Here is a 12,909-nt window from a genome sequence, read left to right on the forward strand (position 1 = left end):
TTATATCAATCATCATATAAAAAATTTATAAAAGATAAATTAAAAGCACATTAAAAATTCATAAGATTAATTAAATAATAATTAAGATATATTATAATAACTATTTTTCAAATATAAGAATTGGACGAATATAAATGAAACAAGCAATTGTAGTTAGAAATGATTTAAAAATGGGAAAAGGAAAGATTGCCGCACAATGTTGCCATGCAGCAATTGGGTCCTATAAAAAAACAGACAAAGAAAAGATTAGAAAATGGGAAAATTCCGGTAGTGCCAAGGTAGTTTTAAAGGTTCAATCCCTTGAGGAATTATATGAACTTAAGGAAATAGCTAAAAGAAACAATATCTCAAATTGTTTAATTACCGATGCTGGAAGAACACAGATACCCTCCTCAACAATTACCTGTTTAGGCATCGGTCCTGATGAGGATGAGATAATTGATAAAATAACTGGAGATTTAAAACTACTTTAGATTTGCTAATAAAATCAAAAAACAAGATGGGTGATATTATTATTGAATGGGTAGTGAAGATTGGGGGTAGCCTTTTTCCAACTGATGCCATAAAGGTTGCAGAAAAAATAAAGGGTACTAAATCACTTATTGTTACAGGTGGGGGAGAATTTGCCAATTTAATTCGAAGATATGATAAAAATAAAGGATTTTCTGCCGATGTAACCGATGAAACAGCTATAGAATGTATGACAATAATATCAAAATTATTAAACGATAAAATAGAACATACAGAAATTGCATACACTCTTGAGGAAGCTAACAAAATATCAGATTTAGGAAAAATCCCCATATTAATATGTAGTGAAATATTAAAAGAAAATGAACCATTCAAACACTCATGGGAAGTAACCTCCGACTCAATTTCAGCATACATATCACACCTTCTAAATGCAAAGCTTTTAATAGTTACAAATGTAAATGGTATATATACCCGAAAACCAAATACGAAAGGTTCAAAATTTATTAATGAAATTGATGCAAAAAAACTACTAACTTTTGATGAAACATCAGTTGACTTAATGCTGCCTTCGTTGCTTATAAAATTCGGGACTGATTGTTTTATTGTAAATGGGAAATATCCTAATAGAGTATACTCTATAATTCAAGATAAAGACCATAATTACAATTTTAAATATACATTAATTAAAGGTGTTTAAAGATGGAAAAAGTAATATGTCAATCTTGTAAACAAGAAATTCCACTTACTGAACCATATGTACAATTCAAATGTCCAGTATGTGGTAAAGTAATCGCAAGATGCGAAAAATGTCGTACCTTTGGTCACACTTACACATGTGATTGTGGTTTCCAAGGACCATAAGATTAAAATATTAAAAAATCAATACTAAAATTAAAATTTATTATTAAAGAGGAGATTATAATGGGAGAAGTTTTAGCAACTTTAAAAGTAATGCCTGAAAGTCCGGAAGTAGATTTAGAAGAATTAAAAACCAACATCACTAATGTTATTCCTAAAGAAGCAAAATTACATGCTATTGAAGAAGAACCAATTGCTTTTGGATTAGTAGCATTAAATGTAAAATTTATTGTTGACGATAGCGAAGGTGGAACTGAACCTACCGAAGAAGCTATCAGAAACCTTGACAATATTAACAGTGCTGAAATTACAGATGTTGGATTAATTTAAATTCCTTAACTGGAATTTAATTACTCTTTTTTAAATTTTATTTTTATTTTTAAAAGCTTTATACTGCTTTTCAATGACATAATCTATTAAAATACTGTTTTTTAAAAAAATACCTTGTTTTAAAAAAAAACTTATAGTTTATTGAACTAATTTAAGACTTGTTTTCTGGGATTTTATCAATCAATAACAAAATTATTTTGAATTTTGATAAATGATAATTTAAACTTTATTTTTAAAATAATCAGTTTCAAACTAATTTAAAGTTAATTATAATAAATTAAATTCGTTTTTTAAAAATCAATTTCTAAAAACATTTCAAAAAAACCATTAAACAAAATAGAATTAATTGTTAAAATTAAATTAATTAAAAAAATTAAGGTTATTTTAGAGCGTAGATTTAAATTATTAAATAAATTCTAAGATAAAAAGGGAATAATAGAAAAAAGCTTTAACTATTAAAATTAAATAACTATTGTGAAGCAATTGATTCACAAAAATTTTAAAGGTTTTAAAAAAATGGTAAAACTAGATGATATAACAGTTACAAAAGGAATTGTTAAAGAATATATGGAAGATCTATTAGACTATACAGATATGGACGTAGCTATTGGTGGAGGAGGTCCATCAGGAATTGTAGCAGGATATTATCTTGCAAAAGCAGGATATAAAGTAGCATTATTCGAACGTAAACTCAGCATTGGTGGCGGAATGTGGGGTGGCGGAATGATGTTCAACAAAGTCGTCGTTCAAGAAGAAGGAAAAAGAATCCTTGATGAATTTGGAATCAGATCCAAAGAATATGAGGAAGGATATTATATAGTAGATTCCATTGAATCAACCTCAACCCTAACATCAAAAGCTACACAAGCAGGTCTTAAAATATTTAACTTAATGTCTATTGAAGATGTTTTAATTAGAGAAAACGGAATCAATGGAGTAGTATTAAACTGGAGTTCTGTTGAAATGGCAGGATTACATATTGACCCATTGACCATGAGATCAAAAGCTTTAATTGATGCTACAGGACATCCAACCGAAGTAACTAAAATCGTTACCGAAAAATTAGGTAGGAAAATTAAAACCCAGACTGGAACCGTCATGGGAGAAGGTTCTATGTGGGCTGACCGTGCTGAGGGTAATATTTTAAAGAATGTTACTGAAATTTACCCTGGATTATATGTTACAGGAATGGCTGCAAATGCTGTACATGGTTCTCCACGTATGGGTCCAATATTTGGTGGAATGTTACTTTCAGGAGAATATGTAGCTAAAAAAGTTGCGGAGGATCTTGAAAATAGAGAATAGATAATAATATAGTTAAAGATAATCTCTTTAACTATTCTAAAATATCTATTAAAAAAAGAAAAAATATACCAATTTTTAAAATATACTATTTTAAGCCATTAAAAATAAAAAATAGTCAATAATAAAACTTATAAAATAAACTACTTTTAAAACAATTAATTAAAAATAAAAAAAGTATCATAAGATTTAATAAAATTAAGAATGTAAAAAAGAACTTTAAAAGCATACTTTTTTTATTAATCCGGAAAAGATTAATCTGAGCAAATCTCATTGACAATAGCTACAGCATTTAAAGTTCTTGGAAAACCTATAAATGGTAACATAATTGTTATAGCCGAAATTAATTTATCCTTATCATTACCAACAGCCAAATTACCAGCAGTATGACCTCTCAATTGATTTTCACAACCACGTAAATTGGCAATGAAAGTGAAGGTTATTAATTCCCTATCCTGATCTGATAAACCTTTACGGGTATAGAAATCTCCAAAACAGTAATCTGCTAAAAATTCATTAAAATGTTCTTGACCTTCAACAGCATTATTAAACATAGCATCAATGTTTTCCTTTCCAAAATAATCACATTGAATCCTATAACCTTCATCTCTTCTGTTTTCAAAATTAGTTGTTGATTGACTTTCTAAGGGCAAGCTAATATTTTCATCTTTAAATATTTTATTGGTCAAATCTAAAAAATCATAGACTTTTGACATACCTATATACGCGGTGGATTGATATAACACTTCTTTAATTTCAACAGGTTTAATTCCATTATTCAATGCTGTTTTAACTACTTTCAAATAAAGTTTATATGATTGGTTTGTAATAAGTGTAGCAAGTATTACAAGAAATTTACTTCTTTTATCCAATTTACTTTCAACATTAGCCTCACCAAATAAAAAATTTCTAAAAAGTTCAATGAATTCCTGATCTGTGGTTTCCAGTTCTAAATTAAAATCAGGATTTAACTCTTTAATGCTTTCCAAAGCCTTTTCATTATAATCCATATAATTACCTCCAAACAATATTTATAAATTTTTTCCTAACTCATAAGCCTGATTAGGATAATCAGTCATCTCAATATCACTTCTTACATTACATCCTGTTGCAAGAATAATTCCCCTATTTTCATATCCCAGATATTTACATATAGTCTCATAATGATACTCAAGTGAACTCATGGTCCAGTCAAGATTATCTGCCGCAGTTGCTAATAAAACAGCTTTTTTATCATTCATTAGTTTTAAATTATTAGCATAAAATCTATCTATGACCATTTTAATCTGTGCAGTCATTCCAAAATAGTATAACGGAGTACAGAATACAATCAAATCTGCCTCTATAAGTTTCGGGTTAAGTTCCCTCATATCATCCTCATGTATACATATAGAGTTATGGCGTAAACAATGATTACAACCAAGACAAGGATTTAAATCTTTAAATGCTGAATCAAATCTATAAACCTCATGACCAGATTCCTCTGCACCCTCAATGAATTTATCTGCAAGAAGAAAACTTGTACCATTTTTATGTGGACTACCTGTTAACACAACTATCTTCATGTACTCACCTCAAAGATATTATATTTTTTAAAATTATAAAGACTATAACGATTTTCTCAAATAAGTTGATGATTAAATTATTTAATAAAGTTATTTAAATTCTTTAACTTTTTAACTTTTTAAACTACACCTTTTTGCCAATTTCATAAATCTCATCATATACAGGACTATTTAACACAGCACCTTTCTCGGTAATGCCAGTTGCTGCGATTTTATCCTTAGGGATTGAACCAGGCAAACAATCAGTAAATGCCCTAAGGGGCCTAAATGTATTTTTTAAATATTTCTCATCCTCAATAGATGCAGTTACAATATAGTAAAATTCTTTATTAGTGATTTCATCATATCTTGTAATTGTTCTATCAATCAATGTCTTCATAATGCTATTCATACTAAAGAAATAAACCGGAGTTGAAAGTACAATTACATCTGATGCAATCATTCTATCTAATATCTTAGATACATCATCGTCTATTATACATTCCCCATTTTTTACACACTCCATACAACCACGACAATAACCCATATTTTTATCTACAAGATATAATTTGTCTACAGTATTACCAGATTCCTCCGCACCTTTTATAAATTGATCTGCCAATAAATCCGAATTTCCTCCTTTACGAGGACTTGATATAATATATAAAATATCCTTTCCCATATCTACACCACACTTAAGCCATTAATTATAATTATGTAATAAATATATATAAATTTTTATTTATTTTAATATATATATTAAGTTTTGTAAAAAAAATAGAAAACCCCACTAGGATTTTCCACATCTAAAGAAACCCATACTTCCCCATAAAAAAAATAGAAAAGATCCCGTTAAGGATTTTTCATATTTAAAGAATATTTATATCCGATTAAAGATGCAAACAAAGCAAATATACAAAGGATAGTACCTATTATACATGTCCAGTGAATACTTAAAGATAATAAACCATAGTATTTAGGAATAATCTCCACACTTCCCATTATCATAGTAAATATAATAATTAGCAGTGAAGAACTTGTTGATTGACCTATAACCCTAATAATCGTTACTGAAACAGATGCTGTTGGAGTATCCTCCGGTTTTACAGAACTCATTATCACATTCGTATTAGGTGATGTGTAAACTCCCATACCTACACCTAAAAAGATCATGGATAAAACTATAATAACAAGTGAATCAGGCAATCGTATTAGGAGGTCAAGTGTTACTAATGAGAATACTATTAATATTATACCTAATGATGCAATTTTTAAAGGATTTGCTTTATCAGAAAGTCTACCCATGTATGGGGAAATAACGATCTGTATAATTGGAGTAACCATTAGCAACAATCCTGCCATCTCCGAATTCCATCCTAAGATATACTGTAGATGATAACTTAAAACATAGGTTACAAAGTATGAACCGATATAAATTAGAAATGAGGATAAATTTGCATATTTAAATCTTTTATCTTCAAAAACTTTTACATCATATACTGGATTTTTAACACGTAATTCTAAATAATTCCATAGAACTAAAAGAAAGATACCTGAAATTAACATTACAATTCCATCAATATGGTTAATTGAAGTAAATCCATAGATTAAAAGAAATATTGTAATCATCCAAAGGATTCCGCCCCTAACATCAAATTTATCATTTTCCCCTATTTTCCACTCTTCGGAAATAAGAAGGTAAGTTATAGGAATGATTAATAAAAGAAATGGAACTGTAAATAAGAATATACTTTCCCAGCCTAAGTTATAAGTTAATATACCGCCTAAAGTTGGAGCAAGCACCAAACCTAAATTAACACCAGCAACAACAATACCAATTGCCTTTCCCCTATTTTCCTCAGGAATGGCTACAGCAACAATATTCATAACGGTATTATAAATAAGTGCTGCACCAACACCTTGAAAAGCCCTAAATAAAATCAATGACATTGGTGAAAATGCAAAGGACGTGATTACAGCACCAATTAAGAAAATGATGTTTCCCAATAAAAATGATTTTTTAAGACCCCACTTTCCAGCCAAATTACCTGTCGGAACTGCAAAAATAGCTACAGAAAATAAAAACGCATTAATTACCCAGTTTTGCATAAAGTTATTTAAATTAAATGCCTTTGCAATTGAAGGTAACGCAAGTGCTGGAACAACTGAGGTATAAGCCACAATAAATGAAGCCATGGTAGTAGTTAAAACCACAGTTATAAACTTTCTGGATTCCATTTTAAACCCCTTTAAAAATTATAATCTTAATTAAATATAAGTAATATTAATAATTAATACTTTCTATCATAAAAATAAAACCATATACCCTAAATTGATTGAGAAATTATTTTTTTAAATAAAAGGGAATTAAAAGTGAAATGGGACAATAAAAACCAAACATTAAAAAATATCCTCAAATAAAAACTATAACCCATGTTTTAAATTTGATTAATACTTAATAAAATTAAAAAAAAGAAAAAATAAGATATTAAAATCTTATTTTGATAGAAAATATTCCAAAATTAGTTAAAATTTAATAGGAATGTTAAAATCTTATAAAAGTTTTATCAAACCTTAGGATCTAGAATGTTTACTATAAATTATAAGAATTTGAAATTAGGCAAAAACGCCTAAATTCAAAACTCCTATAAACAACCCAAATATAATAAAAGCACATACAGATGCATTTTTAAAGAAAAACCCAAATGTTTTATTTTCAGGTATCTCGATATCCCCAGAATCATATTTAACTGTTAAAATTAAATATGCAGATAATATAACAGCTAAAAACATTATAGCAATACAGAAATAATTAAATATTCCTGCATAAACACTTGTTCCAATTAACATCGGAACAAACAATCCGAAGAAGTTAGCTAATTGGTGTAAAGTAATTGTATACTCAATCTTTCTAGTTTTAACATAAACATGTCCTAAAACTACCCCCATTAAGAACACGCCAATAAACTGATAGAAATTCATATGGTAGATCATAAACATAAATGCAGATACTAAAACTGCAAACAATTCCCCATATCTACTTATTTTGTCAATTAAAACCTTTCTAAAGAAATATTCTTCAAATATCGGTCCAAGCAATATTGCATATAAAAAGGTTACAATCATATTTGAAGATTCGAAAGTTTGAATTGGATTAAAGGCATTATTAATAAACAATCCTTGAATAAAGCTTGAAATACTATACCCCAAAATCATTAATCCATAACCCATAATAAAATATGCAATATACTTTAATAGACTTAAATCATGCTTTTTAGAATTTTTTGAATTAGGAATACCTTTACTTGAATAATGTAAAACAATTGCCCCTACAACAAAACCGATGAAATTGTAAGCTAAAACTAAATCATTGCTTGGATTATATGTAAAAGACAATAATATTGATGGAATAAAGAACATTATCAAAAGCAAGAAGAAATAACTAAATCCAACTTTTGATAATATCCCCTTTTCCACATTATAATCAAAATTTTCTTGATTATCATTTTCAGTAAAGACATTATCTAAATTCGAGTCATTTATCAAAATAATCCTCCTTCAATCTAATGTAAAAAATATCTTACAACTAATTTAGATTCTTATCATATATAATATTTATTAGAAAATTTATAATAATGAAATCTTAAAACCTGATTAAAAAGCATATTTCCAATAAAAATATAAACAAAATATCAATCTATAGAATTGAGGTTTAAAAAACCAATAAGAAAAAATGAGAGCGAAGATTAGAAATCCGTGAATCAAAAAAATGTATGTTGAAATAAAAATAAGTTTAAAAAGGCAATAAAAACTAAAAAAGGAAAAAAGATATTTGAAATAAATTTACATTTTAATTACTGGAAGCTGAATTTCAGTAAGTTTATCATCAGTTTTTTCAAGAAAACCCTTAATATAAACTTCTTTAGGTGAACCAATAATATCATAATTATTATCCACCGCATATTGAGCTAAAGCAGTATATGTTTCCTTGATATTCTCCCTTCCACCTTTATGGATAGTAGTTAATACCTTATGACCAATCATATTTGCAGTATTTATTAAATCATTACCTTTAACCAATTCCTTAATAGGTACTCCAACATCATATACAACCTTATCAGGTTCCGTATTTTCAGGAAGTTTATAGAATATCATGAAAGGATCTCCGGCAGTTTCAACTTCCTCTTCCTCTAACCATCCTGCTAATTTTGCAAATAATACTTCCGCAGCCTCAAGTGTTCCTTTATTACTGATTACTGCTATAAATTGATCGTCAATTGTCTTTTCCTCAAATTCCATAGTTTATTCTCCATTGATTTAATTAAATAAATTTACCTCAACTATTTCTCCTTCTTCAACAAGTTCAGTATTTTTAGATACATTTACATATCCATCTGCACGGGCAAGAGAGAAAATAGCTCCAGAATCTTTAAATATAGGTTCTACTTTACCATCATCATATTTAACTAATTGATATTGTTCCCTTCCAATGGCAGAGTGGATTCTTTTAGTAAGTTTGCCTTCCACCTTTTTAAGAGAGGATTCTTTTAAACCCAATAAAGAACGAATCGCAGGTGCAACAAATACATTGAATATTACAAGTGAAGATACCGGATTTCCCGGAAGTCCAATAACCAGTTTCTCACCTATAACCCCTAATATAGTAGGCTTACCTGGCTGAACTGCAATACCGTGAAGTTTAACCTCACCAATCTCATCTAAAACATGTTTTAAAACATCCCCAACACCTGCAGATGTTCCTCCAGAACATATTAAAATATCATATTCCTCTAAACATTCCAAGATTTTAGATTTTAACTGATTGTAATCATCTTTTACAATACCTTTAATGGTTCCACTAGCACCAATAGATTCAGCAGCATTTTTAATCATATAACTGTTAACATCATATATTTTAGAAGGTTTTAATTCCTCCCCTAATTCAGTTAATTCATTTCCTGTTGAAATGATTGAAATATTAGGTTTCTTATAAACCTTAACAGTTGTAAATCCCTGAGCTGCTAAAACCCCAATTTTACTAGCGGAAAGAACAGTGCCTTTTTTAATAAGTAAATTACCTTCTTTAACATCAGACCCTTTCTTACCAACATCCTGGGTAGGTGTTACACTAGTATACAACTCTACCTCATCACCATTTTTTAGTGAATATTCAAACATCAGAACAGAATCTGCACCTTCCGGTAAAGGTGATCCTGTACTTATCTCTACAGCCAAACCATTTTCAACAGTTTTTTTAGAATAAGAACCTGCCTCAAGAGCATCTATTACCTTGAGTACCTTAGGATTTTCCTCAGAAGCACCGAAACTATCCTCTGATTTAATTGCAAACCCGTCTTTTAATGCCCTGTCAAATGGAGGAAAGTCAATTTTAGCATAGATATCCTCAAATACCACACGGCCATTACTATCTTCAATAGGAATTTCCTCGCCTTCTGGTTCATAATACTTATTAAAATACTCTTGAATCAAATTTTTAGCATCTACTGAATCTTTAATATTTAAAAACTCAGTTCCCATTATCACACCTCTAAAATATTATCCAAAATAATTAATAGATTTATTATTTAATATAGACTTATAAAAATAAAACTTCTAAATAAATTATTTACACTACATACATATTATTAAGAATTAATTAATAAATTTTTATATATAAAAATAAATTCAAAACATGATTAAATTTCAATTAATTGAATATTTTAATTAATTATTAAGATTAATATTATTTAATATAGTAACTTTTTATAATATAAAGAACATAATATTAATACTATATATTTAAAATTAAATTGATTTTTATATGAATTATTAGGAAAAATTATATTTGAAATGGAGGAAAATACTTGGCAAATAAAAAGAACAATAACAATAATCAGCAACAAAGTTACAGAAGGGTTAGAACACCTAAAAATGGAGAAATAGCTGGTGTTGTTGAACAGATTATGGGGCATGGAAAACTTAAAGTTAGATGTGCAGACGGTTTTATACGTACCACACGTATTCCTGGAAAAATGAAAAAAAGAATATGGATTCGTGAAGGTGACGTTATCCTTGTAAAACCATGGGATTTCCAAAGTGAAGAAAAAGCTGATGTTATTTGGAGATATACCAAAACCGAATCCAATTGGCTTGAAAGAAAAGGATATTTAAAAATGTAAATATCTCTTTTACTCTTTTTTATAAAAATATTTTTCAAACTACCTAACTATTTTTAAATTATGTGATTATATGAAAGATAAAATAGCCAAAGCAGACGATGACGTCCAGAAAATCATCTCCAGAAAACGTAGAAAAGGAGATGAAGATCGAAAAGTAGGTAGTGACATATTTGATAAAAGAACCCTTGAGACCTTATATAAACTAGCCAATCAAAATTATCTTGATATTTTAAATGGTGAGATAAGCACAGGAAAGGAGGCTAATGTATTAAAAGGCATTAAGGGTGACGAATATTATGCTGTAAAAATCTATCGTATTGCAACTTCTGATTTTAAAAAAATGAATTTCTATGTAGATGGAGATCCTAGGTTTAAAATAAGACTTAATAATAAACATCAATTAATCACAGCATGGGTAAATAAAGAATATAAGAACCTTGAAAGATTATACAAGGCAAAGGTCAATGTTCCAAAACCGATAACTTCCTTAAATAATGTGCTTATTTTAGAATTTATTGGAGATGAGGAAGGAAATCCCGCTAAAACTGTAAAATACCAAAAACCTAAAGATGTAGATAGATTTCTAGATGACCTGCTTAAAGAAACCTACAAATTTATCAATGATGCGAAACTAGTACATGGAGATTTATCTGTATACAATGTAATGAACTTTAATGAAAAACCAGTTATAATAGATGTTTCACAGTCTGTGACATCAGACAATCCTATAGCAAATGAACTATTAAAAAGGGATATTGGAAATCTATATAATGATTTTAGGAAACTAGGTTCACAGATGAGCAAGGAAGAGATTGAAACTGCCATTGGAGTTGAAGATGGTAAAATACTATCCCTAAAAAAATGATTTTTTTAAACTATAAAATATTATCATTGAAGATGTTTTTTTACTTAAGTTACTTATTTTCAATAATTTGGAATCATATTTAAAATTAAAATCCGATTAAAGAATTTTAAAATTCCAAATATGATCAGCATTTTAAAAATGAAACTTTAAACCCATATTAGATTGATAAATTTAATAGATGGATTTTGAAACAATTAGAAATTAATAAATATAACAATAAATAAATCTAGATTTGATTAATTTTATATTAGAAGAGGTGTATTAAATGGCAGAAACTGATTATTTAAAAATCCCGCAGGAACGTGTTGGAGTTTTAATTGGAAAAGACGGTTCTGTTAAAAAAACAATCGAAGATACATTAAACACAATACTCGATATCAATAGTGAAGAAGGTACAGTGACCATATATCCTCAGGAAAGTATGGAAGATCCTTTAGGTGTTTGGAAAACCAACTACGTTGTTAAAGCTATTGGACGTGGTTTTAACCCAGAAACAGCATTAAAACTTAAAGAAGATGACATGTATTTAGAAGTCTTAAAATTAACTGAGGCTGTTGGAAAAAATAAGAAGGCATTGGCAAGACAAAAAGGAAGAATAATTGGTAGAGGGGGAGTTACCAAAGATATTATTGTTGATATGGCTGATGTTGATATGGCTGTTTATGGCAAGACCGTTTCACTAATCGGTAAACTTGAAAATATTATGATTGCAAAAGAAGCGATCGAAATGATATTAAACGGTTCAAGACATAAGTCCGTTTACAGTTTCCTTGAAAATAAGAAACGTGAAAGAAAAGTCAAAGAGTTCAAGGAATCAATAGGCATTAGCCAAGATAAAATTGAACTTAGAGACGATTTAGACTGAATATAATATTCTTATATTCACTATTTTTTTAAAATTAATCAACAAGAATTAGATTTTTTAAATTAAAACAAATAAACCTACTATTTTTAAAAACAGCGAAATCTCAACTCTAAAAACAATTTTAACAGGAATTATCGATTTAAATATTAGTTTTCATATACTCTTGGAAATATTCTTTATATATAAAAGTTGATAGAATATTTTATCTAAAAACTAATAAAAAAAATCTAAACATACACAAGAGTAATAATTTTTATTATAAATAAATTCGATACCATAATTAAAATAGTAATAGTAATATCATCTATTATTTATAATAATTATAAAACTAAAAATATTAAAAATATATGAAAAATATTATATATAAAAATCAATATATGTATATGTAAGAGTAAAATAACACAATTTTTCATAATTTTTTAATGATTTTTTTTAGATTTTATTTAAATTTAATTTTTTTAAATAAAAAGATTACTTTTTTATTGGATTTTA

15 protein-coding genes are annotated in these 12,909 nt (G+C 28.0%); 8 read left to right on the plus strand and 7 right to left on the minus strand.

Going from position 1 to position 12,909, the window contains the following annotated elements; all coding sequences use genetic code 11:
* The first annotated feature begins 134 nt into the window (after positions 1-134).
* The 5 genes from pth2 to ABM4_RS07275 all read left to right on the plus strand — a co-directional run bounded on the left by pth2 (position 135) and on the right by ABM4_RS07275 (position 2,967).
* Positions 135-473, plus strand: a complete 339-nt coding sequence (gene pth2 / locus ABM4_RS07255; protein ID WP_016359027.1) for an aminoacyl-tRNA hydrolase — start codon at positions 135-137, stop codon at positions 471-473.
* Between the two features lie 26 nt (positions 474-499).
* Entirely contained in the window at positions 500-1,171 is a 672-nt protein-coding gene (locus ABM4_RS07260) for an aspartate/glutamate/uridylate kinase (protein ID WP_016359028.1), read from the plus strand.
* 2 nt (positions 1,172-1,173) lie between these two features.
* The gene (locus ABM4_RS07265) at positions 1,174-1,335 is read left to right on the plus strand and encodes a zinc finger domain-containing protein (RefSeq protein ID WP_016359029.1); all 162 of its coding nucleotides are present in this window, start codon (positions 1,174-1,176) and stop codon (positions 1,333-1,335) included.
* 60 nt (positions 1,336-1,395) lie between these two features.
* Positions 1,396-1,662, plus strand: a complete 267-nt coding sequence (locus ABM4_RS07270; protein ID WP_016359030.1) for an elongation factor 1-beta — start codon at positions 1,396-1,398, stop codon at positions 1,660-1,662.
* Between the two features lie 516 nt (positions 1,663-2,178).
* Positions 2,179-2,967: a sulfide-dependent adenosine diphosphate thiazole synthase gene (locus ABM4_RS07275; protein WP_016359031.1), complete on the plus strand. Its 789-nt coding sequence runs from the start codon at positions 2,179-2,181 to the stop codon at positions 2,965-2,967.
* Between the two features lie 251 nt (positions 2,968-3,218).
* On the opposite strand, the gene ABM4_RS07280 is transcribed toward ABM4_RS07275, so the two are convergent.
* The 7 genes from ABM4_RS07280 to glp all read right to left on the minus strand — a co-directional run bounded on the left by ABM4_RS07280 (position 3,219) and on the right by glp (position 10,046).
* Positions 3,219-3,974 (minus strand): carboxymuconolactone decarboxylase family protein, encoded by a 756-nt coding sequence (locus ABM4_RS07280; protein WP_016359032.1) that lies wholly within the window; start codon positions 3,972-3,974, stop codon positions 3,219-3,221.
* Positions 3,975-3,995: 21 nt separating this feature from the next.
* Positions 3,996-4,529: a flavodoxin family protein gene (locus tag ABM4_RS07285; protein WP_016359033.1), complete on the minus strand. Its 534-nt coding sequence runs from the start codon at positions 4,527-4,529 to the stop codon at positions 3,996-3,998.
* Positions 4,530-4,653: 124 nt separating this feature from the next.
* Entirely contained in the window at positions 4,654-5,190 is a 537-nt protein-coding gene (locus tag ABM4_RS07290; RefSeq protein ID WP_016359034.1) for a flavodoxin family protein, read from the minus strand.
* 170 nt (positions 5,191-5,360) lie between these two features.
* Positions 5,361-6,746, minus strand: a complete 1,386-nt coding sequence (locus ABM4_RS07295; RefSeq protein ID WP_016359035.1) for an MFS transporter — start codon at positions 6,744-6,746, stop codon at positions 5,361-5,363.
* A gap of 378 nt (positions 6,747-7,124) precedes the next feature.
* On the minus strand, positions 7,125-8,054 hold the full coding sequence (locus tag ABM4_RS08810) for a CPBP family intramembrane glutamic endopeptidase (RefSeq protein WP_016359036.1): 930 nt from the start codon (positions 8,052-8,054) through the stop codon (positions 7,125-7,127).
* A 297-nt stretch (positions 8,055-8,351) separates the two neighbouring features.
* On the minus strand, positions 8,352-8,807 hold the full coding sequence (locus ABM4_RS07305) for a GyrI-like domain-containing protein (RefSeq protein ID WP_016359037.1): 456 nt from the start codon (positions 8,805-8,807) through the stop codon (positions 8,352-8,354).
* 18 nt (positions 8,808-8,825) lie between these two features.
* On the minus strand, positions 8,826-10,046 hold the full coding sequence (glp, locus tag ABM4_RS07310; RefSeq protein WP_016359038.1) for a gephyrin-like molybdotransferase Glp: 1,221 nt from the start codon (positions 10,044-10,046) through the stop codon (positions 8,826-8,828).
* A 326-nt stretch (positions 10,047-10,372) separates the two neighbouring features.
* On the opposite strand from glp, the gene eif1A reads away from it, so the two are divergent.
* The 3 genes from eif1A (at position 10,373) to ABM4_RS07325 (ending at position 12,417) form a co-directional block, all read left to right on the plus strand.
* The gene (gene eif1A, locus ABM4_RS07315) at positions 10,373-10,687 is read left to right on the plus strand and encodes a translation initiation factor eIF-1A (RefSeq protein WP_016359039.1); all 315 of its coding nucleotides are present in this window, start codon (positions 10,373-10,375) and stop codon (positions 10,685-10,687) included.
* 70 nt (positions 10,688-10,757) lie between these two features.
* Entirely contained in the window at positions 10,758-11,552 is a 795-nt protein-coding gene (locus tag ABM4_RS07320; RefSeq protein WP_016359040.1) for a serine protein kinase RIO, read from the plus strand.
* 265 nt (positions 11,553-11,817) lie between these two features.
* The gene (locus ABM4_RS07325) at positions 11,818-12,417 is read left to right on the plus strand and encodes a KH domain-containing protein (RefSeq protein WP_016359041.1); all 600 of its coding nucleotides are present in this window, start codon (positions 11,818-11,820) and stop codon (positions 12,415-12,417) included.
* Positions 12,418-12,909 lie beyond the last annotated feature (492 nt).

Source organism: Methanobrevibacter sp. AbM4, assembly GCF_000404165.1.
Lineage (GTDB): Archaea > Methanobacteriota > Methanobacteria > Methanobacteriales > Methanobacteriaceae > Methanarmilla > Methanarmilla boviskoreani.